The organism is Bordetella trematum, assembly GCF_900078335.1.
GTDB lineage: Bacteria > Pseudomonadota > Gammaproteobacteria > Burkholderiales > Burkholderiaceae_B > Bordetella > Bordetella trematum.
Map to the genome: position 1 here is coordinate 251,856 of NZ_FKBR01000046.1, position 24,823 is coordinate 276,678.

At 68.5% G+C, this 24,823-nt stretch carries 25 protein-coding genes; 7 read left to right on the forward strand and 18 right to left on the reverse strand.

Annotated features, from left to right (window positions below):
* Positions 1–16: 16 nt before the first annotated feature.
* Genes A7V84_RS18270 through A7V84_RS18285 form a run of 4 tightly spaced genes read right to left on the reverse strand, consistent with a single transcriptional unit; the run spans position 17 to position 3,483 of the window.
* A complete protein-coding gene (locus A7V84_RS18270; protein ID WP_170283353.1) occupies positions 17–613 on the reverse strand; it encodes an ABC-type transport auxiliary lipoprotein family protein in 597 nt (198 codons plus the stop codon).
* Positions 610–1,536 carry an MlaD family protein gene (locus A7V84_RS18275; protein ID WP_025514166.1) on the reverse strand — a complete coding sequence of 309 codons (927 nt, stop codon included), beginning with the start codon at positions 1,534–1,536 and terminating at the stop codon, positions 610–612. The genes A7V84_RS18270 and A7V84_RS18275 overlap by 4 nt, the downstream gene beginning before the upstream one ends.
* The gene (locus tag A7V84_RS18280; protein WP_025514168.1) at positions 1,523–2,350 is read right to left on the reverse strand and encodes an ABC transporter ATP-binding protein; all 828 of its coding nucleotides are present in this window, start codon (positions 2,348–2,350) and stop codon (positions 1,523–1,525) included. Before A7V84_RS18280 ends, A7V84_RS18275 begins: the two co-directional genes overlap by 14 nt.
* Positions 2,350–3,483 (reverse strand): MlaE family ABC transporter permease, encoded by a 1,134-nt coding sequence (locus A7V84_RS18285; RefSeq protein WP_025514170.1) that lies wholly within the window; start codon positions 3,481–3,483, stop codon positions 2,350–2,352. The genes A7V84_RS18280 and A7V84_RS18285 overlap by 1 nt, the downstream gene beginning before the upstream one ends.
* 99 nt (positions 3,484–3,582) lie before the next feature.
* Here A7V84_RS18285 and A7V84_RS18290 point away from each other — a divergent pair, with 99 nt between their 5' ends.
* Genes A7V84_RS18290 through A7V84_RS21535 form a run of 3 tightly spaced genes read left to right on the forward strand, consistent with a single transcriptional unit; the run spans position 3,583 to position 5,389 of the window.
* Positions 3,583–4,422, forward strand: coding sequence for a biotin--[acetyl-CoA-carboxylase] ligase (locus tag A7V84_RS18290; protein ID WP_101604482.1), 840 nt, complete (start codon positions 3,583–3,585; stop codon positions 4,420–4,422).
* Entirely contained in the window at positions 4,419–5,210 is a 792-nt protein-coding gene (locus A7V84_RS18295; protein ID WP_025514172.1) for a type III pantothenate kinase, read from the forward strand. The genes A7V84_RS18290 and A7V84_RS18295 overlap by 4 nt, the downstream gene beginning before the upstream one ends.
* 20 nt (positions 5,211–5,230) lie before the next feature.
* The gene (locus A7V84_RS21535; protein ID WP_162835208.1) at positions 5,231–5,389 is read left to right on the forward strand and encodes a hypothetical protein; all 159 of its coding nucleotides are present in this window, start codon (positions 5,231–5,233) and stop codon (positions 5,387–5,389) included.
* Here A7V84_RS21535 and A7V84_RS18300 read toward each other — a convergent pair.
* The 6 genes from A7V84_RS18300 to rfbB form a co-directional block, all read right to left on the reverse strand.
* The gene (locus A7V84_RS18300; protein ID WP_170283351.1) at positions 5,386–6,669 is read right to left on the reverse strand and encodes a 3-deoxy-D-manno-octulosonic acid transferase; all 1,284 of its coding nucleotides are present in this window, start codon (positions 6,667–6,669) and stop codon (positions 5,386–5,388) included. The genes A7V84_RS21535 and A7V84_RS18300 overlap by 4 nt on opposite strands.
* A 14-nt stretch (positions 6,670–6,683) precedes the next feature.
* The gene (waaC, locus tag A7V84_RS18305; protein ID WP_025514176.1) at positions 6,684–7,694 is read right to left on the reverse strand and encodes a lipopolysaccharide heptosyltransferase I; all 1,011 of its coding nucleotides are present in this window, start codon (positions 7,692–7,694) and stop codon (positions 6,684–6,686) included.
* Between the two features lie 63 nt (positions 7,695–7,757).
* Positions 7,758–8,360 (reverse strand): dTDP-4-dehydrorhamnose 3,5-epimerase, encoded by a 603-nt coding sequence (gene rfbC, locus A7V84_RS18310; RefSeq protein ID WP_025514177.1) that lies wholly within the window; start codon positions 8,358–8,360, stop codon positions 7,758–7,760.
* The gene (rfbA, locus tag A7V84_RS18315; RefSeq protein ID WP_025514179.1) at positions 8,357–9,238 is read right to left on the reverse strand and encodes a glucose-1-phosphate thymidylyltransferase RfbA; all 882 of its coding nucleotides are present in this window, start codon (positions 9,236–9,238) and stop codon (positions 8,357–8,359) included. The genes rfbC and rfbA overlap by 4 nt, the downstream gene beginning before the upstream one ends.
* Positions 9,235–10,140, reverse strand: coding sequence for a dTDP-4-dehydrorhamnose reductase (gene rfbD / locus A7V84_RS18320; RefSeq protein WP_033535191.1), 906 nt, complete (start codon positions 10,138–10,140; stop codon positions 9,235–9,237). The genes rfbA and rfbD overlap by 4 nt, the downstream gene beginning before the upstream one ends.
* Complete coding sequence (rfbB, locus tag A7V84_RS18325) at positions 10,137–11,192, reverse strand: dTDP-glucose 4,6-dehydratase (RefSeq protein WP_025514183.1); 1,056 nt, start codon at positions 11,190–11,192, stop codon at positions 10,137–10,139. Before rfbB ends, rfbD begins: the two co-directional genes overlap by 4 nt.
* Before the next feature lie 187 nt (positions 11,193–11,379).
* On the opposite strand from rfbB, the gene A7V84_RS18330 reads away from it, so the two are divergent.
* From A7V84_RS18330 to A7V84_RS18345, 4 genes are all read left to right on the forward strand, one after another.
* Complete coding sequence (locus A7V84_RS18330) at positions 11,380–12,630, forward strand: O-antigen ligase family protein (RefSeq protein ID WP_033535224.1); 1,251 nt, start codon at positions 11,380–11,382, stop codon at positions 12,628–12,630.
* A 138-nt stretch (positions 12,631–12,768) separates the two neighbouring features.
* A complete protein-coding gene (locus A7V84_RS18335; protein WP_025514187.1) occupies positions 12,769–13,338 on the forward strand; it encodes an SRPBCC family protein in 570 nt (189 codons plus the stop codon).
* 18 nt (positions 13,339–13,356) lie between these two features.
* Positions 13,357–14,793: an MFS transporter gene (locus tag A7V84_RS18340; RefSeq protein WP_257792251.1), complete on the forward strand. Its 1,437-nt coding sequence runs from the start codon at positions 13,357–13,359 to the stop codon at positions 14,791–14,793.
* 1 nt (position 14,794) lies between these two features.
* On the forward strand, positions 14,795–15,673 hold the full coding sequence (locus A7V84_RS18345) for a DMT family transporter (RefSeq protein WP_025514191.1): 879 nt from the start codon (positions 14,795–14,797) through the stop codon (positions 15,671–15,673).
* On the opposite strand, the gene clsB is transcribed toward A7V84_RS18345, so the two are convergent.
* The 8 genes from clsB to dapA all read right to left on the reverse strand — a co-directional run bounded on the left by clsB (position 15,667) and on the right by dapA (position 24,812).
* Positions 15,667–16,854 carry a cardiolipin synthase ClsB gene (clsB, locus tag A7V84_RS18350; protein ID WP_033535193.1) on the reverse strand — a complete coding sequence of 396 codons (1,188 nt, stop codon included), beginning with the start codon at positions 16,852–16,854 and terminating at the stop codon, positions 15,667–15,669. The two genes, A7V84_RS18345 and clsB, sit on opposite strands and share 7 nt — an antisense overlap.
* Positions 16,851–17,711: an endonuclease/exonuclease/phosphatase family protein gene (locus tag A7V84_RS18355; RefSeq protein WP_025514194.1), complete on the reverse strand. Its 861-nt coding sequence runs from the start codon at positions 17,709–17,711 to the stop codon at positions 16,851–16,853. The genes clsB and A7V84_RS18355 overlap by 4 nt, the downstream gene beginning before the upstream one ends.
* Positions 17,712–17,824: 113 nt before the next feature.
* Positions 17,825–19,615, reverse strand: coding sequence for an aspartate--tRNA ligase (gene aspS / locus A7V84_RS18360; protein WP_033535194.1), 1,791 nt, complete (start codon positions 19,613–19,615; stop codon positions 17,825–17,827).
* A gap of 40 nt (positions 19,616–19,655) precedes the next feature.
* Positions 19,656–20,291 (reverse strand): DUF502 domain-containing protein, encoded by a 636-nt coding sequence (locus A7V84_RS18365; RefSeq protein WP_025514200.1) that lies wholly within the window; start codon positions 20,289–20,291, stop codon positions 19,656–19,658.
* Positions 20,292–20,294: 3 nt separating this feature from the next.
* Positions 20,295–20,555, reverse strand: coding sequence for an FmdB family zinc ribbon protein (locus A7V84_RS18370; protein ID WP_025514203.1), 261 nt, complete (start codon positions 20,553–20,555; stop codon positions 20,295–20,297).
* A gap of 167 nt (positions 20,556–20,722) precedes the next feature.
* Positions 20,723–21,991, reverse strand: coding sequence for a putative Na+/H+ antiporter (locus A7V84_RS18375; RefSeq protein WP_025514205.1), 1,269 nt, complete (start codon positions 21,989–21,991; stop codon positions 20,723–20,725).
* 148 nt (positions 21,992–22,139) lie between these two features.
* A complete protein-coding gene (locus A7V84_RS18380; RefSeq protein ID WP_025514207.1) occupies positions 22,140–23,762 on the reverse strand; it encodes a GMC family oxidoreductase in 1,623 nt (540 codons plus the stop codon).
* A 114-nt stretch (positions 23,763–23,876) separates the two neighbouring features.
* A complete protein-coding gene (dapA, locus tag A7V84_RS18385) occupies positions 23,877–24,812 on the reverse strand; it encodes a 4-hydroxy-tetrahydrodipicolinate synthase (RefSeq protein WP_051348215.1) in 936 nt (311 codons plus the stop codon).
* Positions 24,813–24,823: the final 11 nt, after the last annotated feature.

Below are 24,823 nucleotides of genomic sequence, written 5' to 3' on the forward strand. Positions count from 1 at the left end.
ACGCGAAACCCCGATGTTAACCGCCTGTCGGCAGGACGGTCGCCAGCCAGGCCGCGATCTCGTCGGCGGCGGCGTCCGTGGCACGGCGCAGCGCCTGCACGCCGCCGGCGGCATCCTGGCTGGGTGCATCGGCCTGCTGCGCAAAACGCCGCTGGGCCAGCACCTTGCCATCGTGCAGCAACACGGCCTGCAGCACTACCTGCCCCTGGCTGCTCGCGCCATCGGGCGAGAACACCTGCTCGAAGCGGCTGAGCGTGACCTGCAGCTGGGGCGCTTGCGCCACGCTGCCGGCGCTGGCGAGCACGGCGCCTTCGCGCGACAGGCGTTCTTGCAGGCGCTGGTCGACCAGCGCGGCGGGGGGCTCGCTCCAGCGGTAGCCGGCATAGGCCTTGGGCGCAGGGCTGTCGGCCAGACGCCAGATCACGCCCGTGTCGCTCAGCGAGGGCGCGGCGCGGAAAACCAGTGCGATGGGCGCGCGCGCCGGCAGCGTCTGACTGCTGGCGGCCTCCGGGCCCAGATCAAAGCGCGCGGCCTGCGGCGCCACCCGGCCCACGCTGCAACCCGCCAAAGCCACGGCCAGCACGGCCGCAAGGCAGAGTTTCTTCATGCTTATCTCCTAAAGCCGGCAAAGCCGGGCTCGCCCGGGCCGGGCTCGACCGGCGCAGGCCCAAACAGAACCGATTGCGGCGTCTCGCCAAAGCGGCGCAGCACCGACTGCGCGCTGCGCGCGGCCTCATCGACCGAGTGCGCCATGCCGCTGACGGCAGGCAGCGTGTCACTGCCCAGACGCGCGGCCGCGCGGGCGATTTCCTGCAGGCTGGCGCCCGCCGTGGCCAGCGGGCCGTCCGGGGCGTTCAGACGCGCCAGCGATTGCTGCGCCGAACGCATCAGCACCGACACGTCGTTGGAGTTCTGCACCAGCGAATCGACCAGCGGCCCCACCTTGCGCAGCGCCGGCCCAAGCGCCTCGCTGGTGGCCTTGAGCTGGGCGCTGATCTCGGCGGTGTTCTGCAGGGTGGTGCTGAGCGCCTGGACGTTGGCCGGGCTCATCAGCGCATGCAACTCGCTCGCGGTGGACTCGAATTTCTCGATCAGGGCGTTGCCGCGCTCCTGCAGGCGATCGAACAGCCCCGGGCGCAGGGGAATGTCGGGGGGCTCGCCATTGCTGGCCACCAGCAACTGCCGCGAACTGCCGTCGTCGCGCAATTCGATATTGGACAGCCCGGTGACGCCCTGCACGCCCAGTTCCGCCCAGGTGGAGGCGGTAATCGGGGTGTCCGGCGCCACGCCGATGCGGATGCGCACCTCGCCCGGACGCGCCGGGTTGAGCGACAGCGACTGCACCTTGCCCACCGGCACGCCCTGATAGCGCACAGAAGACTGCGCCGTCAGGCCGCTGACCGGCGTGGAAGAGACGATGACATAGGGCTTCAAAGGCACGCGGTCGCGGCCCACCCAGATGGCGACCAGGGCGGCCGCCGCCAGCAGCACCAGCGTAAAGAGGCCCGCCAACAAGGCATGACTACGATTTTCCATTACCCGTTTCCTTGGGTGCGAGATCCCCCAGCGCGCGCCTGCCCCGCTCGCCAAGGAAAAAGCTATGAATGAAGGGGTGGTCGATCTTGAGAATATGTTCGACCGTATCGCAGGCAATCACGCGTTTCTCGGCCAGCACGGCCACACGGGTGGCCAGCGCCAGCAGGGTATCCAGGTCATGGGTGACCATGACGACGGTAAAGCCCAGCTGGCGGTGCAGGCTCTGGATGAGCTCGACGAACTCATCCGAGCGCACCGGATCCAGCCCGGCCGTGGGTTCGTCCAGGAACAGCAGTTCCGGGTCGAGCGCCAGGGCGCGCGCCAGCGCCACCCGCTTGATCATGCCGCCCGACAGGTCGGAGGGGCTTTTGAGCGCATCCTGAGCGCTCAGGCCCACCATGGCCAGGCGACACATGACGACCTCCTGGATGAGGTCTTCGGGCAGGGTGCGCAGCTCGCGCAGCGGCAACGCCACGTTGTCGAACACCGTCAGCGCCGAGAACAGCGCGCCGGCCTGAAACAGCATGCCCCAGCGCTCGGACAGGCGCTGGCGCTCGCGGATCGACAGCTGGGTCAGGTCGTGGCCCAGGATGCGCACCTGGCCGCGCGCCGGGCGCGCCAGGCCGATGATCTGGCGCAGCAGCACGGTCTTGCCCGAGCCCGAGCCGCCCACCAGCACCAGAATTTCGCCGGGATAGACGGTCAGGTTGAGATTGTCATGCACGACGTGGTCGCCGAAAGCCGTGCGCAGGCCGGTCACCGAAATGACGGGCGGCACGGTCAGCGTCTCGACGGGGGAAGAGTCCGGAGTCATCAGATCCCCATCTGGCTGAAGATGACCGCGTACAGGGCATCGACCAGGATCACGCCGGTGATGGCCGTCACGACCGACGTGGTGGTGCCGCGGCCCAGGCTTTCGGTGTCGGGCTTGATGCGCAGGCCGAAGTGGCAGGCCACCAGTGCGATCAGCACGCCGAAGGTCATGCCCTTGAGCAGGCCTATCCAGTAGTTGGTCAGCGTGATGGCCGATGGCAGCGACTCGATGAACCATTGCGCGGACACGCCCAGCTGCATCTGGGCGGCCAGCATGCCGCCCATCAGCGCCATGGCGTCGGTCCAGAGCACCAGCAGCGGCATGGTCACGGCCAGCGCCAGCACGCGCGGCAGAATCAGCCGCTGACTGTGCGAGATGCCCATGACTTCCATGGCATCGAGCTCCTGGGTGACGCGCATCACGCCGATCTGGGCCGTGATGGCCGAACCGGAACGGCCCGCCACCAGGATGGCGGCCAGCACCGGCCCCAGCTCGCGCACGATGGACACGCCCAGCAGACGCACGATGAAACGGTCGGCCCCGAAGATCTGCAACTGCTGGGCCGACAGATACGACAGCACCACGCCGATCAGAAAACCCACCAGGGCAGTGATGCCCAGCGCCTGCGCCCCGCTGCGATAGATCTGGGCCGAGATTTCACGCCAGGGGCCGCGCGCCGGACGCAACAGCAGGCCGACCAGGTCCAGCATGAGCTGACCCAGCATGCGTATCATGGCCAGGCCATGGTGGGAAGCATCGAAGACGGCCTGACCGATGGCGCGGACCGGGCCCAGCAGATCCCTGGCCGGCGGCGCAGGCGGGGCTTCGCCGGCATTGGCCTGCAACGTCTGGAATACCTCGCGCTGGCCGTCGGTCAGGCGCAGCCGCTCGGGCAGCTGTTCTCCCCAGGCATGCCACAGCAGATTGGCGCCAATGGTGTCGAGCCGTTCAATGCTGCGCAGGTCCCAGGTAGCCTGAGCGCCCGCCTGCCCCAGGGCGCGCCGGCGGGTCTGCACCTCGCCCGGCAGCGCCAGGGCCTGCAGGCTCCAGTCGCCGGCCAGGCTGACCACCTCGCCGTCCCTGCGCAGGGCGGGCGCCTGGCAGTCGCGCTCCGGCAGTGATTGCTGATGCATAAGGTGATAAAAACGGAAACGCCGCAATCCGGCGCCCGTACATCATAAACGAGCCGCGCACGACAAGCCCTGCCGCAGCCGTGCCCTACAATTCGCCCCATGTCCGCCCTGCCCCGCCCCGCTTCCCTCGATCTGCCCGCGCCCGCCGACCTTGCGCGCGCCCTGCAGGATCGCTTGCCCGGCTTCACCCATGTCCAGTGGGTCGAGAGCACCGGTTCGACCAACGCCGACCTGCTGGCGCGCGTACGCCAGACACGAACGCCCAAACCCTGGCTGCTGGGCGCGCACCTGCAGGAAGCTGGCCGCGGACGCGCCGGACGTCCCTGGAAGAACCGAAGCGGGGCCGCCCTGATGTTTTCCTGCGCCTTCGATGTGCGCCTGCCGCCGGCCCAGCTGCCGGCCATCTCGCCCCTGGCCGGCCTGACCGCCTGCGAGGCGCTGCGCCGCCTGAGCGGCAATGACGGGATCGGCGTGAAGTGGCCCAACGATGTGCAATGGCGCGACGCCAAGCTGGCCGGCGTGCTGGCCGAGACCACCCGCAATCCGGACGGCGACGGGCATACCGTGGTGATCGGCATGGGCGTGAACCTGTGCGATGCCGTCATGCTGTCGGCCGCGCTGGAGCGCGACATCGCCGACTGGACCCAGGTGGACCCCGGCGCGCACGTCAGCAACGTGGCCGACATCGTGCAGGCCTCGGCGCTGGCCTGGCAGCAGGCCATGAGCGACCTCGAAAGCGCAGGCTTCGGCGCCTTTATCGAGCGCTATGCCCAGGCCGACGCACTGGCCGCACGCAACGTCAACGTGATCGACCGGGGCACCATCACCCTGAGCGGCCAGGCCGCCGGCGTCGATGCCTTCGGCCGCCTGCAGGTCCTGGGGCCGCAAGGCGCAGTGGCCATCACGGCCGGCGAGATCTCGGTGCGGGCCCAGGCATGATTCTGCTCATCGACTCCGGCAACAGCCGCCTGAAAGTCGGCTGGCTGGATCCGCTCAGCGGCCACCGCGAGGCGCAGGCCGAGGCGTTCGACAACCTCGATCTGCAGGCGCTGGCGCGCTGGCTGCCCACGCTGGCCGTCAAACCGGTCCGCGCGCTGGGCGTCAATGTAGCAGGCCAGGCGCGCGGCCAAGACATCGCCGCCATCCTGGCGGCCAGTGGCTGCCCGATGCACTGGGTCCAGCCGCAACGCGACGCCCTGGGCATGACCTGCGCCTACCGCGATCCGGCCCAGCTGGGCGCCGACCGCTGGGCCGCCATGCTGGGCCTGAAGGCGCGCCTGCCCCAGGGCCACGGACCCGCCCTGCTGGCCTCCTTCGGCACCGCCACCACGCTCGATACGCTGGGGCCGGACGACTGCTTCATCGGCGGCCTGATCCTGCCCGGCGCGGCGCTGATGCGCGCCTCCCTGGCGCGCGGCACCGCCAACCTGCCCCTGGCCGAAGGGCCGCTGGCCGACTTCCCGACCGGCACCCATGAAGCCATCACCAGTGGCGTGGCCGCCGCCCAGGCCGGCGCCCTGGTGCGCCAGTGGCTGGCCGGGCGCGAACGCTACGGCCAACCGCCCGCGCTGTATGTCTGTGGCGGCGGCTGGCACGAAGTGCGCGCCGAGGTCGAACAGCTGTTGCCCCGGCTGGCCGATGGCGGCCGCGCCGCGCCGCTGCCGCAGGCGCTGCACTCCCCCGTGCTCGACGGACTGGCCGCCCTGGCCGCCGGCGGGTTGGCCTGAAAACGCGAGCGAGACTCCCGATGCGCATTCTCTTCCTGGTGATCGTACTGGCCAATGTGTGGGTCTACGCCCTGGGCCAGGGCTGGCTGGGCCCGCGTCCGGTCGATGAGGGCCGCCAGACGCAACGCCTGGCGCAGACCCTGCAGGCCGATCGCATCACCCTGCCGGGTCGGCCCTAGACACCCGGCCGCAAGGGGCCGAGCCAATCCTGCAGGGCATCCAGGCTGCGCTCGACCGCGCCGGCATGATCCGCCGTCCAGGCCAGCGCGGCCCGGGCGCGCTGATCGAGCAAGGCCGCATCGGCCAGCCATTGGTCGGCCAGCGCCAGGGCCTGCTCGGCGTTCTGCACCCGTTCGGCCGCGCCAGCGGCGATGGCATCCTGGGTGGCTTGCTCAAAGTTGAAGGTGTGCGGGCCGGTGATGACCGGCGTGCCCGCCACGCAGGCCTCGATCAGGTTCTGCCCGCCCAGCGGCGCAAAGCTGCCGCCGATGATGGCGACGTCGGCAGCGGCGTAATAGAAGGCCATCTCTCCCAGCGTATCGCCCACCAGCACATCGACCTCGGCCAGATCCTGCGCCACGGAATCGCTGCGGCGGGCCAGCCGCAGCCCGGCGTCGCGCACCTGCTCGCAGGCCGACTCGAAACGCTGGGGATGACGCGGGATCAGCAGATACAGGGGGCGGGGGCCGGGCCGCTGCCGCATGGCCTGCGCAAACAGGGCATCCTCGCCTTCCCGGGTACTGGCAATCGCCACCACCGGACGGCCAAGCGCCGCGCGCCAGGCGCGCCCCTGCGCCAGCAAGGCCGGCGGCAGACTGATGTCGAATTTGAGATTGCCCGTGACCTGCACCGCCTGCGCGCCGCCCTCGCGCAAACGCACGGCATCGCGCCCGGTCTGGGCCAGCACCCGGTCCAGGCCGGCCAGCGCTTCGCGCATGACACGTCCCAGGCGCAGCGACAATCGCAACGAACCAGCCGAAAAGCGCGCGCTCACCAATGCCATCGGCAGGCCGCGCGCACGCGCGGCAGCCAGCAGATTGGGCCAGATCTCACGTTCGATGATCAGCCCGCAGGCCGGCGCATGGGTGTCCAGAAAGCGCCGCACGGCGCCGGGAAAATCGTAGGGCAACCAGGCCTGGCGCAACTGGCCGCGCGCCAGCGCGGCGGCAAACAGGCGTGCGCCTTCGGCGCGCCCGGTGGCCGTCATGTGAGTCAGCAGCACCGGCAGACCTCGGGCCAGCAGGGCATCGACCAGGGGCTGGGCGGCCCGTGTCTCGCCCAGACTGACCGCATGGACCCAGACCGCGCCCGGGGCGCCGGTCTGCCCGTCAGGATGGCCGAACCGCGCGCGGCCCAGCACCTCCCATTGCCCGGGGACCCGGCGCGAACGCCGCCACATGCCCAGCCAGAACAGCGGCGCCAGCGCGTAGAACAATCCGGTATAGAGGCCGCGCCGCATCGCCGGGCCCGACCTCAGGAGGCGGCCAGCGCCTGTTCGACGGCGGCCATGACGGCTTCGCGCGAAGGCGAAGCGCCGCGATCGCCCAGGCTGGCGGTGTAATTCGGCCCCACCAGCGGCGTGCGTACGGGCGTGGAGGCGCGATAGATGCCGATGGTCGGGCGACCCAGCGCCGCCGACAGATGGGTCAGCCCGCTGTCCAGGCCAACCATCATGCGCGCACCGGCCAACACGCGGGCCACCGCGCTCAGATCCATGCGCGGCAGCACTTCGACGCCCTCCATGCCGGCCACCAGCAGACGGGCACGCTCGGCCTCCTGTTCATTGCCGGCCAGCAGCCGCAGGGTGCACCCGGCGTCCTGCAGACGCCGGAACACGGCGCGCCAGTCCTCCTCGGGCCAGAGTTTGTCGTCGCGGCTGGCCGACGGCATGATCACGGCATAGCCCCGGTCGCTGGCCAGATGATGCAGGCGACGCCCTTCCTCGGGCAAGGCCGAGGCATCGGCCTGGGCCGCCCGCGCGAAAGCCTGCAGGCCGAAATCGGGGGCGCCGGCATAGGTGTAGCCGAAGGTCAGCGCGGCCAGCTTGCGCTGGCGGATGACCGCCGGCTGCCAGAACTCGACCCGGTGACGCACGTTGTAGAACAGCGAGGCCAGCGGTTCACGCGCCGAACGCCAGTCCAGCCCGTGGCGCACCCCGCGCGTCTGACGCACCAGCCAGGCCGACTTCATCAGGCCCTGCATGTCCAGCACGATATCGTAGGGTTCGCTGCGCAAGCGCTCGGCCAGCGCGTGACGTTCCTTGCGCACGGACTCGGACCACCAGGCCTTGCGCCAGCGGCGATGCGCCACCTTGATGACGTTTCGCACGGCCGGGTGCCAGCCGGGGATCTCGGCGAACGCTTCTTCCGCTATCCAATCGATCTCGGCGTCCGGCACATGGCGGGCGATATCCGAAATGGCGGGCAGCATGTGCACCAGATCACCCAGCGAGGACGTGCGAACGATCAATATGCGTGTAGGCATCAAAACGGGTGGCGCCCGGGATGTCGGGCGCGGGTTCGTGTAAACCCCCGGAATTTACAACATTTAACTCCCGGCAGTCGGAGGATCGGCGCGCTGGCCGGGCAGCTGCCCGGCGGCCAGCGCCTGCGCCAGCCCGGGCGCCTGGCGGTCACGCGGCGACATCTCCTGCGCAGGCGCCGGCCAGCCGATGGCCAACTGCGGGTCATCCCAGCGCAGGCAGCGCTCGCTGGCGGGGGCATAGTAGGAAGTGACTTTGTAGAGCACCTCGCTGCCCTCTTCCAGGGCCAGGAAACCATGCGCAAAGCCTGGCGGGACCCACAGGCTGTGCCGGTTGGCCGCCGACAGCAGCACGCCGGTCCATTGCCCGAAGGTGGGCGAGGCCGCACGGATATCCACCGCCACATCGAAGATCGCGCCAGCCAGCACGCTCACCAGCTTGCCCTGCTCATGGGGCGGCAGCTGGTAATGCAGGCCGCGCAGCACGCCGGCGGCCGAACGCGAATGATTGTCCTGCACGAAGGGCGGCGGTGGCGGCAGACCCAGGGCACGCAGGCCCGCTTCGAAGCGGTCCTGGCGAAAACGCTCCATGAACCAGCCCCGCGCGTCACCCAGCACCTCGGGTTCCAGGCGCACCACGCCGGGCAAATCAGTGGCAAAGCATTTCATGGCAGAGGCTCCTGCAGCAGTTGCAGCAGATACTGGCCGTAGCCGGTCTGGGCCAGGCGGGCAGCCTGGCGGGCCACCTGGGCAGCGTCGATCCAGCCCGCGTGGTAGGCGATCTCTTCCAGACAGGCGATCTTCAGACCCTGGCGCTGTTCGATGGTGCTGACGAAATGTCCGGCCTCCAGCAAGGCTTCGTGGGTGCCGGTATCAAGCCAGGCAAAGCCGCGCCCCAGACGCTCGACGGTCAGCGCGCCGCGCGCCAGGTAATGGCGATTGATGTCGGTGATCTCCAGTTCGCCGCGTGCCGACGGCCTGAGCCCGCGCGCGATATCCAGCACCTGGTTGTCATAGAAATACAGCCCCGTCACCGCGTAGTTCGAGCGCGGCTGGCGGGGTTTCTCCTCGATGTCGATGGCGCGGCCGCAATCGTCGAAGGCCACCACGCCGTAACGCTGCGGATCGCTCACCCGGTAGCCGAACACCGTCGCGCCCTCGCGGCGCCGCATGGCGGCCTGCAGATGGGGGGTGAAATGCTGGCCATAGAACAGGTTGTCGCCCAGAATCAGGCAGACATCGTCGGCGCCGATGAAGGAGCGGCCGATCAGGAATGCCTGCGCCAGCCCGTCCGGCTGCGGCTGCTCGGCATAGCTCAGGGCCAGCCCGAACGCCGAACCGTCGCCCAGCAGGCGACGAAAGGCCGGCAGATCTTCGGGCGTGGAGATCAGCAGGATGTCGCGGATGCCTGCCAGCATGAGCACCGACAGGGGGTAATAAATCATGGGCTTGTCATGCACCGGCAGCAGTTGTTTGGACACGCCCAGCGTCACCGGGTAGAGCCGGCTGCCGCTGCCCCCGGCCAGCACGATGCCTTTGCGCGTCATGGCGCGTCCGCCCAAGGGCTGGCGCACCACTGGCGCAGCAAACGGTCGATGCCCTCGCGCCAGGGCGGCAGGCGCAGGCCGAAGACGGCCTGCAGCCGCGCGCAATCCAGGCGGGTGTCCAGCGGGCGCACGGCCGGTGTCGGATAGCACGCGCTGGACACCGCCGTGATCTCGCGCAGCCCCAGCGGCCGGCCCAGGGCGCGCGCCTGCGCGACCACATGGCGCGCATAGTCAAGGCGCGATACCGCCCCCCCGGCGGCCAGATGGTACAGGCCCGACCGCCCGGGCCTCAGGCGGCGCAAGGCGTGCGCCGTCACATCGGCGATCAGGTCGGCGCCGGTCGGCGCACCCACCTGATCGTCGACCATGCGCAACACGGGCTGGCTGGCAGCCAGGCGCAACACCGTCCGCGGAAAATTCTCGCCTTGCAGGCCATAGACCCAGCCGCTGCGCAGCACCAGATGGTGCGCCCCCGAGGCGGCCACCGCCTCGTCGCCGGCAAGCTTGCTGCGGCCATACTGATTGAGCGGCGCGGCCGGACTGTCCTCGGCATAGGGCGCGCCTTCCTGGCCGTCGAAGACGTAGTCGCTCGAGTAATGCACCAGCCACCCCCGGCTGGCGCGCATTTCGCGGGCCAGCAGCCCGGGCGCCTCGGCGTTGACCTGCCAGGCCGATTCAGGCTCCTGCTCGGCGCGATCCACGGCGGTATAGGCTGCGGCGTTGACGATCACGTCGGGCGCGACGGCGCGCACCGTGCGTTGCAGCGCAGCCGGGTCGGCCAGGTCGCCGCTCAGGCCCCGCCAGGGCTGGCGGCCCAGGGCCACCACCTCGCCCAGCGGCGCCAGGGCCCGGCCCAGGGCCTGACCCAGCTGACCCTGGGCGCCCAGCAACAACAGCTTCATGGGGCCGCCCCCAGCCAGCGGGCTCGATAGGCGCCGCTTTCCACATCGGCCACCCACTGCGGATGCGCCAGATACCAGCGCACGGTTTTCTCCAGCCCGCTGGCGAAGTCCTCGGCGGCACGCCAGCCCAGTTCGCCGGCCAGCTTGGCGGTGTCCAGCGCATAACGGCGGTCATGCCCGGGGCGATCCGGCACGTGAGTGATGAGCGCACGGTACTGCCCGCTTGCGGCCGGCCGCAGACGCTGCAGGATGTCGCACAGCTGCTCCACCACGTCCAGATTGCGCAGCGGCGCATTGCCACCCACGTTGTAGTGCTGGCCAGGCCGGCCTTGCCGCAGCAGGAGATACAAGGCCCGGGCGTGGTCTTCCACGTAGAGCCAGTCACGCACCTGATCGCCCGCGCCATACAGCGTGATGGGTTGGCCGCGCAACGCCGACAGCAATGACAGCGGAATCAGCTTCTCGGGAAACTGACAGGGACCGTAGTTGTTGCCCGCATGGCTGAGCAAGACCGGCAGGCCATAGGTGCGATGCCAGGCGCGCGCCAGATGATCGGCGCCGGCCTTGCTGGCGGCGTATGGCGAACTGGGCGCGTAGGGGCTGGTTTCGTGGAAACACCCGGGCTGCTCGCCCAGGTCGCCGAACACCTCGTCGGTCGAGACCTGCAACAGGCGGAAAGCCGCCTGGGCCTGCTGCGGCAATGCGGCCCAATAGGCGCGCGCGGTTTCCAGCACGGTATAGCTGCCGACCAGATTGGTCTGAATGAAGGCCTGCGGGTTGTCGATCGAGCGATCCACATGCGACTCGGCCGCCAGGTGGATGACCGCGTCAGGGCGGTGGCGTGCGAAAACGTCCTGCAAAGCGGCGGCATCGCAGATATCGATCGGTTCCAGGACATGGCGCGGATCCGCGGCACACTCGGCCAGGGAAGCCAGGTTGCCGGCGTAGGTCAGTTTGTCGACGTTGACCACGCGATGCGAGGTGTCGCGGATGAGGTGGCGCACCAGGGCCGAACCGATAAAGCCGGCGCCGCCAGTGATCAGGATATTCATGAGTGCAGGAACCGCAACGCGGCAACCGGGGCGGCCGCCGCCAGACATTGTAGCCAGTCCGGCCGGGCCGCCCGGCCCCGGACGGCCCCAAGACAGCCCCGCCACGGGGGGCGGATTCCCTATAATGCGGCAGCGCGGCCGCTGGCCAGCGCCGCCTGCCCGCCTTTCCGAATCCTCCTCCCGCGTCATGTTGAACCGTGCCTGCTCCTGGCTGCTGATCCTGTCGGTCATCGCCATGCCTCCCCTGCTGCTGACCACCGCCAACGGCGGCAGCGCGGCTTTCTATCTTGCGCTGCTCAGCAGCATCGTCGTGCTGGCCACGCGCGAACCCGGCCCACGGCCGGCTGATTTCCGGCTCCTGTGGATCGCGGCCAGCCTGCCGCTGGCGGCCACGCTGCTGAGCGCGGCCCTGCATGGCGACTGGCCCGGCAGCGGCGCCGAACGCGGCCTGCGCCTGGCCCTGGGCCTGCCGCTGCTGCTGGCCGCGCTGCATGCCTGCGGCATCGAGCGCCTGCGACATGCCCTGTGGGGCCTGCTGGCTGCCGGCTGGGCCGGTGCCGCCGTGCTGGTGAGCCTCATCATCCGCCACCCGGGCGAGCGTCCGGTCACCACCGAGTACAACGCGGTCGGCTACGGCAACCTGCTGCTGCTGTTCGCCATGATCAGCCTGTTTTCCTTCAGCTGGCGCCTGACGCCCTACCGGCGCGCCGAAGCGCTCTTCAAGAGCCTGACGCTGCTGATCACCTTCGCGGCCTTCATCCTGACCCAGACCCGCAGCGGCTGGCTGGCCCTGCCGGTCTTCGTGCTGCTGGGGCTGGTGGTCTATGCCGCCAGCCGCCGGCCGCTGCGCCTGGTCGGCGCGCTGACCGTGATCCTGGCGGGTCTGCTGGCGCTGGGCTCGCTCAGCCCGGCCCTGCGCGACCGCGTCCAGGATGGCGTGACCCAGTACCAGGAATGCGAACGCGACCCCGTGGCCGATACGTCGATCTGCATCCGCCTGCAGCTCTGGCGTTCGGCCTGGGCCATGCTGGCCGAACATCCGGTCGCCGGGGGCTGGCCCACCGGTTTCCCTGCCCATCTCCAGGCACGCAGCGCCGAAGGGCAGGTCTCGGCCTACGTAGCCGAGAACTTCGGCGAACCTCACAACGACATGCTCGACGCGCTGGCCCAGTACGGCGTGCCCGGCGGGCTGGCGCTGCTGCTGCTCTATCTGCTGCCCTGCCTGGTATTTGCACGCCGCCTGCACCGTCGCTGGCCCCAGCCGGTGCGCGCCGCTGCCGCCATGGGCCTGTGCGTCTGCCTGGGTTTCGCCATCTTCGGGCTGAGCGAACACATGTTCCGGGGCATGCGCACGGTCGGCCTGTACGCCATGCTGATCGCCCTGTTTGCCGCGCTGTCCAACCCCAGGTCCGCCGCCGCGCAACAGCCCATGCCGTGACACCCACCGGGTTTGGGCGCACAATAGGCCGGGAAACAGGCCAGAAAGCAGGCCAGCCAGGCCTTGCCACGGCCTTCCACGGCCCGCGCCACACCCGCGCAGAACGGGGCGGCGGGCACGGATCGCCCGGAGACCGCGATGCGTACTGCCGATGCCCAATGGATTCCGTCCTCGCCGCAGCAGACCTGGGACGCCCTGCTTGACCCAGCCGTCCTGCAGGATTGCCTGCCGGGCTGTGTCCGTGTCACCCAGATCGCCGAACGCGAATACGAGATCGCCGTGCGCGCCACGGTCGCCGGCCTGGAGGCCGAATACGAGGGCGAGGTGCTGCTCTCGGATCTGCGGCCCGGCGAAAGCCTGGCCCTGGCGTTCGAAGGCAAGGGTGCCGCCGCCGGCATGGCCATCGGCACCGCCCAATTGCAACTGACCCCCAAGGACCACGGTACGCGCCTGGCCTATACCCTGGCCGTGATGACCGGCGGCCCGCTGGCCGCACTCGGCGAGGCCGCCCTGACCAAGGCCGGCCAACGCCTCATCGAGAAGTTCTTCTCCCGCTTCATCGAGCACATGGCGCGTCAGCCCCGCCAGGCTCCGCCTCCGCCGCCGCCCGAGCCGCCCGCCAAGGGCCTGGCCGCCTCGCGCTGGTCATGGGTGGTGGTGGTGCTGGTCCTTGCGCTGCTGGTGAGCTATCACCTACTGTTCAAATGAGCACTGCCAGACGATGATATTCTTCGCGGCATGAGCCAGGAATCTCCTACAAACGAATCAAACGATACTGGCCGGTCTCGCCGCGATCTTCTGATGGCGATGGCCGGTGTCGCATCCACCGTCGTCCTGGTGGCCTTTGACTCCACCATCGTCAGCACCACCTTGCCGCGCGTGGCGGTCGCCCTGAACGGCATGCCGCTGTATGCCTGGGTCGGCACCGGCTACCTGCTGGCCATGGCCGCCTCCATCATAATCTTCGGCCGGCTGGGCGACCTGTTCGGCCGCAAACCCCTCATGCTGATCTCGGTATCCGTGGTGGCGCTGGGCTCGATCGCCTGTGGCCTGTCGCAATCCATGGAGCAGTTGATCGCCTTCCGGACCCTGCAGGGCATCGGCGGCGGCATGATGACCGCGACCGCCTTTGCTGCGCCGGCCGACCTGTTCCCGGATGCGCGCGAGCGGGTGCGCTGGATGGCGCTGGTGTCGGCGGCCTTCGCCATGGCCAGCGGCATCGGCCCGGTGCTGGGTGGCGCAGCCACACAGGCGCTGGGCTGGCGCGCGGCCTTCTTCATCGCCCCCATCGCTGCCCTGGTGGCGCTGTTTCTGCTGGCGCGTTACTTCCCCCGCATCCGGCCCATGCATACACAGGGGCGCAAGATCGACTGGCTGGGCGGGCTGCTGCTCATCGTGGTGGTGGGCGCGCCGCTGGCCGCCATGGAGCTGGCCTTTGCGCCGGGCGACCGTGCCCAGCCCATGCTGGCCGCCGGGCTGGCGCTGGCCGGCCTGGTCGCCATCGCCTGTCTGCTGCCCTATGAGCGCCGCGTCTCCTCGCCGATTTTCCCGCTGCGGGTGCTGTCCGGCGCCGAACCCCGCCTGCTCAACCTGGCGGCGGTGGCGGTCGGCGCGACCATGTTCATCCAGATTTTCTACGCGCCGCTGCTGCTGCAGAAAGTTCTGCACTACAGCCCCAGCGAGGCGGGCCTGTTGCTCACGCCCCTGGTGGCCGCGATTTCCCTGGGCAGCATCATCAACGGCCGGCTTTTCCCCAAACAATCCGAGCCCCAGCGTCTCATGGTGTTCGGCGGCCTGATGCTGGCGGTGGGCTCGCTGATGGTGCTGGCCATCGGCGAAGGCACCTCGGTGTACTGGATTTTGCTCGCCTTTGCCGTCAATGGCACGGCGCTGGGCTTTCTGCTGCCCAACCTCACGCTGTTCATGCAGATGCTGAGCGAGCAGCGCGATCTGGGCGTGGCCTCGGCCCTGGTGCAGACCACGCGCGCCATCGGCAGCGCCGCCGGCACCGCGCTGGTGGGCATCGCCATCTCGCACACCTCGGTGCTGCATGGCGTACGCATCGGCCTGGGGCTGTGCGTGGCCCTGTCGCTGGCGGCGGCCGTGATCGCCCACCGGGTCAAGATGAAGAACGTCGTCACCCGGCGGGCGCGCCGCAACTGATATGCAACGTCGCGATCTGCTCGAACTGCTGGGCCTGGCCGCCGTGTGGGGGGCCTCCTTCATTTTCATGCGCCTGGCCGTACCCGAGTTCGGCCCGGCCGCGCTGATGGAGCTGCGCGTGGGCCTGGCCGCCCTGGTGCTGCTGCCGCTGGCCATCGCGCGCCGGCGTCTGGGCGTCATGGCGCGCCACTGGAAGGCGATCCTGGGTGTGGGCGTTTTCAACAGCGCCCTGCCCTTTCTGCTCTATGCCTATGCGGCCCAGTCGCTGGGCGCGGGCTTTCTGTCGGTGGCCAACGCCGTCACCCCGGTGTGGGGCGCCGTGATCGGCTGGCTGTGGCTGCGCGATCGCCTGCCGGCCTTGCGCACGGCGGGTCTGATGATCGCCTTCTCGGGCATCGTGGTGCTGGTCTGGAACAAGCTGGATTTCCAGCAGGGCGGCACCGGCCCGGCGGTGCTGGCCGCCATCGCTGCGCCGCTTTGCTACGGCATTGCGGCCAACTGGACCAAGCGCTACCTGACCGGGGTGGATGCGCTGGCCAACGCCACCGGCAGCATGCTGGGTGCGGCGGCCGTGCTGCTGCCGCTGGCCATCCTGAGCTGGCCCGCTGAGCCGGTGTCCTGGCAGGCCTGGAGCGCCACCATCCTGCTGGCCGTGCTGTGCACCGGCATCGCGTATGTGTCCTTTTTCCGCCTGATCGCCTCCATCGGCCCCACGGCGGCCGTGAGCGTGACCTTCCTGGTGCCCATCTTCGGGGTTTTCTGGGGCGCCACCCTGCTGGGCGAGTCGGTCAGCCGCAATATGCTGCTGGGCGCGGCCGTCATCCTGGCCGGCACGGCCCTGTCGCTCGGTCTGGTCGGCCCGCGCCGCAAGCGTCAGTAGTCGTCGCGCCGGCCGGTCAGGGCCGCCGCCAGGCGCAACGCCCGGTAAGCCAGGGCATCGCCGGCACGCCGCCACCAGCCACGCTGGCGGTAGGCGCTGGCCCGCACACGCTGCCCGCCTTCGGCGATGACCTGCTCCAGGCTGGTCTGCAGGCGCTGCGCAAAGGCCGCATCGTCGACCAGGACATTGGCTTCGCGCGCCAACAGCAGACTGAAGGGATCCAGGTTGGAAGACCCCACGGTGGCGATGCCGTCGATCACCGCCACCTTGGCGTGCAAGCCCGACGGCATGTACTCGTAGATCTCGATGCCGGCCTGCAATAGCGGCTCGTACAGCGCCCGGGTGGCGAAATACTGCAAGTAGTAATCCGGCTTGCCCTGCAGCAGCAGGCGCACCCGCAGACCGCGCGCGGCCGCCCGCAGCAGCGCCTCGCGAAAGCGCCGGCCGGGGAAGAAATAGGCATTGGCAATCAGGATCTCACGCTGCGCATTGTCGATGCCGGCCAGGTAGATGCGTTCGAAAGTGCGGCGATAACGCAGGTTGTCACGCAGCACCAGGGCCGCTCGCAACGGCCCCTGGCCGGACGCCGCATGGCGTCGGCCCAGACCGTGGCGCCAGAGGCCGGGATGACGCGCCCAGTTCAGGCGCAACCACAGCGAGGCCTGGGCCTGCCTTGCCTGCGCCACCAACGGGCCTTCGACACGCACCGCGTAATCCAGCCGGGGCGCGACCCGGGCCGGATCGGCGTCGTCGTGGTCATCGACGATGTTGATGCCGCCCACGAAGGCGATGCGACCATCCACTACCGCCACCTTGCGATGCAGGCGGCGCAGCCGCCGGCGCGAGAATTTCAGCCAACCCAACCGGCTCGGCTCGGGCCGGTAGATACGGCACTGGCCACCGGCGGCGCGCAGACGCTGCACCAGCATCTCAGCGCTGGCGGCGCTGCCGAAACCATCGAGCACCAGCCGCAACCGCACTCCCCGGCGTGCGGCCCGCTCCAGCGCCTGCAGCACGACCCGGCCGCTGCGATCCAGGCGGAAAATATAAGTTTCGAGGTGAATGCTGTGCTGCGCGCCTTCGATGGCCGCACACAGGGCGGGGAAGAATTCCGCCCCGTTATGCAGCAACTCGATGGCATTGCCGTCCGTCCATGCCAGACGGCCGGACGTGGCGCTCACGGCAGCTCCAGTTCCGTCAGCAAGGGGGCGTGGTCGGACAGCTTGGCCCACTGACGCCCGCGCAGCACGCGCGCGCTGCGCACCGCGAAGCCGCGTTGATAGATGCGGTCCAGGCGGAACCACGGGAAGACGGCCGGGAAGGTGCGCGGCGGCGGCAGCGGGCAATAGGCCCCGCCCATGCCCAGCTGGTTGCTGCGCTCGAAGACCGCCGCGTTGCCCGGCACGCCGCGCAACACATTGGTGAGCTTGCGCATGGAGTCGCGCAGGCGCGGCAACTCGCCGCCCGAACTGCGTGGCGCATACGAGAACACTTCGTAGAGGCTGAGCTGCTGCACGAACAGCGGCGCGAGCTTGTCGCCCCAGTCATTGAAGTCGCCCGCAATCAGCAGCGGAGCATCGTCGGGCACGGTCTCCCGGATGCGATCGATCAGGGCCTGGATCTGACGCTGACGACTGCTGGCAAACAGCCCCAGGTGCACGACCAGGCAATGGACCTCGGTGCCATTGACGTCGATGCGCGCATGCAGCAGACCGCGTTGTTCCAGCCGGTGATCGGAAATGTCCTGGTTGTAGTGGTCCAGGATGGTGTAGCGCGAGAGCAGCGCGTTGCCGTGATCGGTATCGGTGCGCACGGCATTGCGGCCATAGGCCACATTCAGGCGCAGCGCCGCGCCCAGCGATTCATGCTGGGCATGCAAAAAAGAGCTGCTTTCGTTGCGGCCCTGCACTTCCTGCAGAAAGACCAGGTCCGGACGCAGGCCATACAGCCCGAGACGCAGGTCATTCAGGGACTCGTAGCGCCCCAGCGAGGAACGCCCTTTATGAATGTTGTAGCTGACGACTCGAATAAGCGACATGAAACCGATGGCGCCTCATCTGGTCAGGAGTACCAGCAGACACGGCCTTTGGTCCTCCTGCGGTCCGGGGCCGTCGTGGCGCCGCCTCACGCGGCGCCACGCCCCAGCTTACTTCATTTCACTTCGGCGTTGCGCAGGCGGATATGCAGCTCGCGCAATTGCTTTTCGTCCACCGCCGAAGGCGCCTGCGTGAGCAGACACTGCGCACGCTGGGTCTTGGGGAAGGCGATCACATCGCGGATCGACTCGGCGCCGGTCATCATGGTGACGATGCGGTCCAGACCGAAGGCAATGCCGCCATGGGGCGGCGCGCCGTACTGCAAGGCATCGAGCAGGAAGCCGAACTTCTCGCGCGCTTCCTCGGCGCCGATCTTGAGGGCGCGGAACACCTTGCTCTGCACTTCCTCGCGATGGATACGCACCGAGCCGCCACCGATCTCCCAGCCATTGAGCACCATGTCATAGGCCTTGGCATAGGCCTTGCTGGGATCGGTTTCGAGGAAGTCCTCGTGGCCGTCCTTGGGGCTGGTGAAGGGGTGGTGGGCGGCAACGTAACGATCGTCTTCTTCGTCGTACTCGAACATCGGGAAGTCGACCACCCACAGCGGACGCCAGCCGCCGGTGAACAGGCCGGCTTTCTTGCCGAATTCGCTGTGGCCGATCTTCACGCGCAGCGCGCCGATGGCGTCGTTGACGATCTTGGCGCGGTCGGCGCCGAAGAAGATGATGTCACCGTCCTGGGCGCCGGTGCGCTGGATCAGTTCGGCCAGCGCGGCGTCATGCAGGTTCTTGACGATGGGCGACTGCAGGCCCTCGCGGCCGCGGCCGGCCTCGTTGACCTTGATGTAGGCCAGCCCCTTGGCGCCATAGATACCGACGAACTGGGTATAGCTGTCGATCTCGCTGCGCGAGAGCTCGGCGCCGCCCGGCACGCGCAGGGCCACCACACGGCTGCCCGGCGTGGTCGCGGCCGAGGCGAACACCTTGAAGTCCACGTCGCGCATGACGTCGGTCACGTCGGTGAACTCCAGGTTCACGCGCAGATCGGGCTTGTCCGAGCCGTAGCGCGCCATGGCTTCGGTCCAGCTCATGATGGGGAAGGTCTCGTCGAGATCGACGTCCTGCACCACCTTGAACACGTGGCGGATCATGCTCTCGAAGACGGCGCGGATCTCTTCTTCGGTCAGGAAGGAGGTTTCGCAGTCGATCTGGGTGAACTCCGGCTGGCGATCGGCGCGCAGGTCTTCGTCGCGGAAGCACTTGGTGATCTGGTAGTAGCGGTCAAAGCCCGACACCATCAGCATCTGCTTGAACAGCTGCGGCGACTGCGGCAGCGCGAAGAAATGCCCGGCGTTCACGCGCGAGGGCACGAGATAGTCGCGCGCGCCTTCGGGCGTGCTCTTGGTGAGCATGGGGGTTTCGATGTCGATGAAGCCCAGCTCGTCGAGGAACTTGCGCACCTCGATCGAGACGCGGTAGCGCAGCATGAGGTTGCGCTGCATCTGCGGGCGGCGCAGGTCCAGCACGCGGTGCGTCAGGCGGGTGGTTTCCGACAGGTTGTCATCATCCAGCTGGAAGGGCGGCGTGACCGAGGCGTTCAGGATCTCGACTTCGCGGCACAGCACTTCGATTTCGCCCGAGGCCAGCTCGGCGTTGGTGGTGCCTGCCGGGCGCTCGCGCACCAGACCGGTCACGCGCACGCAGAATTCGTTGCGCAGACGCTCGGCCGTGGCGAAGGCCGGGGCATTGTCCGGATCGAAGACGATCTGGGCAAGGCCGGCGCGGTCGCGCAGGTCGATGAAAATCACCCCGCCGTGGTCGCGGCGGCGGTTCACCCAGCCGTACAGGGTGACAGTCTGGCCGAGATGGTCACGGCAAACCTGGCCGGTGTAGCAGGTACGCATGCGGGATAACTCCGTTGTTTGGCTTATGAGCGTCTAAAAATTACGGTTCGGCGCGAGGCGCCGCTTGCGATGGGTCGCGGCGCATCGCGGATTGCTCCGGCGGCGTCACCACTCCCATGGAAACGATGTACTTCAATGCCGTGTCGACGGACATGTCCAGGTTGATCACCTGGTCACGCGGCAACATCAGGAAAAAGCCCGAGGTCGGATTGGGCGTGGTCGGGACGTAGACGCTCAGGTGTTCACCCGGCAGATACGACGCGACTTCGCCGTTCGGCGCTCCGGTCAGGAAGGCGATGGTCCAGGAGCCGACGCGCGGATACTGGATCAGCACGGCCTGGCGGAAGGCCCGGCCGTTGGGCGCCAGGACCGTATCGCTGACCTGTTTGACTGAATTGTAAATCGAGCGCACCAGGGGGATACGTCCGAGGATGCGCTCCCATTGTTCGATCAGGCTGCGGCCCAGCAGATTGGCGGCCAGCACCCCGGTCAGCAGCACCACCGCGATGACCAGCACGAAGCGGAATCCCGGGATCTCGACGCCGAACAGCGCTTCGGACGAGAGAAAACCGGGGACGAATCCTTCGAACGTGGTCACCAGCAGACCCAGGACCCAGACCGTGATGGCCAGGGGCGCCCAGATCAGCAGGCCGGCGATGAAGTACCGCTTGAACATGGATCAGGAAGGCGTAGAAGGCGCCGCCGGCGCCGGGCTGGCCGGCGCCGGCTCGGCTGCCGGCTTGGCGGCGGCCCCGCCGTTATTGCGGAAATCGGTCACATACCAGCCCGAACCCTTGAGCTGAAAGCCCGCGGCGGTCACCTGCTTGCTGTAGGTGCTCTTGCCGCATTCCGGACAGTCGGTCAGCGGGGCATCGGAGATTTTTTGCAGCACGTCCTGGGCATGGCCACAGCTGCCGCACTTGTAAGCGTAAATAGGCATGAAATCAGAACTCCCTGCCTGACTGGCAGTACTACCGGCCCGAGCGCCCCCCGCAACGTGCGGAAAACCCGTCGGGCACAGCTGGAAACTACGGGAAAGTACTGAATTCTAGCGGTTTTTTGCTCCGCCTCCGCCGTGCGCGGCCGGGCAGCGCCCGGCCTGACGCCTCAGCCCGGCAACAGGAACAGCGTGGCGGCCACCAGGGTGGGCGCAAGCGCGGCCAGAAACAGCCTGCCCGACGAAATGCTGCCATCGGGGAAATGGTTCTTGAGAATGGCGAATCCGGCCGGGTTGGGAGCATTGGCGATGACGGTCAGACCGCCGCCCGTCACGGCCCCGGCCACCAGCATGTAGCGCCATGTTTCGCTGGTGCCCTCGACCAGCGAACCCAGGTAGGTGAGCGCGGCATTGTCGGTAATGGCCGTGAGCGCCGTGGCGCCCCAGAACAACACCATGGGCTGCAGACCGCCCAGCAGATCCTGCAACCACCATTTCTGCAGGCCTCCCAGCACCACCAGGCCAGCCAGAAAGAAGCCCACCATCAGTCCTTCCTTGATCATCAGGCGACTCTGGTAGCGCTTGTAGGCCTCCGCGAAGCCGATGAACATCATCATGAAGCCCAGGAACACGGCCGGATGATGGGCGGTGAGTACCACCCCCACCAGAAACACCAGGTGGACGGCGATGACCCAGGCAGGCACCGGCGGGCGCTTGTCCTGGCCGCCGTCCTGGCCGCGCTCCCCGCTGGCCAGCAGGACACGGCGACAAACCAGCGTCAGCACGCCGGCATTGATGAAGACTGCGATGGCGGCGCGCCAGCCGAAATGGCTGGCCATGAAGGCGGTGTCCCAGTCGAAGGTGGACGCCACCATCAGCACCGGCGGCGCCGCATACGAGGTCAGCACCCCGCCGATGGAGACATTGACGAACAGCACGCCCAGCGCCAGGTACTTGAAGCCGGCCTGCCCATGCACGCGGAAATAGCCATCGCGCAGCAACAGCGCGGCCAGCGTCATGGCGGCCGGCTCGGTGATGAAGGAGCCGCCCAGCGGCACCACCGACATCACCACGAAAAAGGTGGCCAGTTCGCGGCGCACCGGCAACAGACGGGCCACGCCGCGCACCAGCAGGTTGACCAGCTCCAGGATGGGGCGGCTGGAGGCCACCACCATGATCACGAACACGAACAAGGGCTCGGTGAAATTGCGCGTGTCCATATAGGCCACCGCCTGCGCGCTGCCCTGCATGGCCGCCATGGCCACGACCAGCGCAAACGCCCAGACGCCGAAAACCGCCTCGACTTCGGACAGCAGGTGCCAGACGCCGGCATGCGGGCCATTGCGATGCGCCAGGCGCGCGAACACCGGCACGGAAAAGGTATGCAGGACAGCCACGGCAAACAGGAGCGTGGCGATGATTTCGATAGGTTCGGGCATACAGCGATAGCATGGCCCTCGCTGTGGCGTGAGCCGGCAGCGTGCCATGACACAGGGATGAAAGCGGGAAAACTATACCGCACCGCCCGGCCCGCCCCGGCCAGTGACTCTGCGTGATTTCCCCTACACGCTACAGCCGAGCACCGCCTCAGGGGCGGGCCTGGCGCAGCAGCTGGGCCCCTTTGGAAGCGATCATGATGGTCGGCGAATTGGTGTTGCCCGAGGTGATGGTCGGCATGATGGACGCATCGATCACGCGCAGGCCGGTCACGCCGCGCACCCGCAACAGCGGGTCCACCACGGCGCGCTCGTCCACGCCCATGCGGCAGGTGCCCACGGGATGGAAAATGGTGGTGCCGATCTCGCTGGCTGCGCGCGCCAGATCGTCGTCGGTCTGGACCGACAGGCCGGGTTTGTATTCGTCGGGCCGGAAAGCCGCCAGCGCCGGTTGCGACACGATGCGGCGCGTCAGGCGGATGCTGTCGATGGCAACCTGGCGATCATCCTCGGTAGACAGGTAGTTGCACAGGATTTCGGGCGGCGTGGCCGCATCGGGCGCGACGATGCGCACATGGCCGCGGCTGCTGGGACGCAGATTGCACACCGACGCCGTGAAGGCCGGGAAGCGGTGCAGCGGCTCGCCGAAGCGCTCCAGCGACAAGGGCTGCACGTGATATTGGACATTGGCGCGGGTCTGCAAGGCACTGGAGCGGGCGAACGCCCCCAGCTGTGAGGGCGCCATGCTCAGCGGCCCGCTGCGCGACCAGGCGTAACGCCAGGCCATCGCCGCCTTGCCCCACCAGCTGGAAGCCATGGTATTGAGCGTACGGGCGTTGCTCACCCGGTAAATCAGGCGCAGCTGAAGGTGGTCCTGCAGATTGCCGCCTACCCCGGGCGCATCATGCACCACCGGCACGCCAAGCGACTGCAGATGCGCGCCCGGCCCCACCCCGGAGACCTGCAGCAGCTGCGCCGAGCCGATGGCCCCGGCGGCCAGCAGCACTTCGGCGCGCACCTGGGCGGTGTGGCTGCTGCCGTCCTCGCGGCGATACTGCACGCCGATGGCGCGGCGCTGCTCGAACACGATGCGCTGCACCTGTGCGCCGGTCAGCACGGTCAGATTGGGGCGCTTGCGGGCCGGGCGCAGAAACGCCTTGGCGGAGGTCCAGCGCACGCCGGCGCGCTGGTTGACCTCGAAATAATCACAGCCTTCATTGTTGCCGCGATTGAAATCATCAATCGGCGGGATGCCGGCCTGGGCGGCGGCCATCCGGAAGGCGTCCAGCAGCTCCCAGGACAGGCGCTGGCGCTCGACCCGCCATTCGCCCCCGGCGCCGTGGAACTCGCTGGCCCCCCCGTGGTGGTCTTCGCAGACCTTGAAGTGCGGCAGCACGTCTTCCCAGCCCCAGCCACAATTGCCCAGCGCCGCCCAGCCGTCATAGTCGGCGCGCTGGCCGCGCATGTAGATCATGCCGTTGATCGAGGAGCTGCCGCCCAGTACGCGGCCGCGGGGATAGCCCAGACTGCGCCCGCCCAGGCCGGGATCGGGATGACTGCGGTAGCACCAGTCGGTACGCGGATTGCCGATGCAATACAGGTAACCCACGGGGATGTGGATCCAATGCCAGTTGTCCGGCCCGCCCGCCTCCAGCAGCAAAACCTGCAACGACGGGTCTTCCGACAGGCGGTTGGCCAGCAGGCAGCCTGCCGAGCCGGCGCCCACGATGATGTAGTCGAATACCCGATCGGTCGTGGCAGCAGGCGCGCTCATGGGGCAAGAGTCTCCAGGGTCGCGCCGGGGCGCGGGTGTCGGCAAAGCCGTGAGGGGCAGTTGTAGTCCACCATCGCCTGCTCTGCCAAGCCGGATCGCCCCCAACTGGACGGCTCAGGCCATCGGATAGCGGCGCTCCAGATCCGCAAAAGCCGCCTCCAGCTGCGCGATCAGCGCCAGGCTGGCCGGCGCCATGGGCGCGCGCAGCTGCTCGCTCATCCAGCCCTGGCGTGCCAGCAGCCCCTTGAGCGGGCCGGGATTGGGTTCAGCGAACATCAGGCGCATCAGGGGCGCGAGCGCATGATAGATCTGTCGCGCCAGGGCCACCTGCTGGGCCTGCATGGCCTGGAACATGGCCACGTACAGATCGGCACGCACATGCGCCGAGGCCGCGATCAGCCCGCTGCCGCCCATGGCCAGGATGGCCAGCATCTGCAGGTCTTCTCCCGCCAGCACCTGCAAGCCGCCATGGGCGATGACGGCCTGGGTCTTGTCGATGCAACCGCCGCAGTCCTTGATGGCCCGGATGTTCTCGTGCCCGGCCAGCGCCAGCAGCGTGTCCGTCTCGATCTGCGCGCCGGTGCGATAGGGAATGTCGTAGAGAATGAGCGGCACCGCCGAGGCGTCGGCCAGGGCGCGGAAATAGTCGGCCAGCCCCGCCTGACCAGGACGCACGTAATACGGCGCAGGCGTGAGCAGCCCGGCCAGCGGACGCGAGGTGAAAACGGCCTGGCGGCGCAGCACGTCGCGCTGGTGATTGCCGGCCAGCCCCATCACCACCGGCAGCCCGCCGGCTTCGGCCAGAACGGCATCGAGCGTCACCAGTTGCTCGTACTCGTCCATGGCGGCGGCTTCGCCGGTGCTGCCGCAGACCACCAGCCCATCGACGCCGCACTGGCGGTAATGGCGCGTCAGGCGGCGCAGGGCGGGCAGGTCCGGCCCGTCTTCATTGAACGGCGTGACCAGCGGCACCCAGACACCATGAAAGGAGGCGGGCCTGGCTGGGGCGGCCGGACGGGTTTCGGCCTGGGCGGCGGGGGTGGTGATCATCGACATGCAAA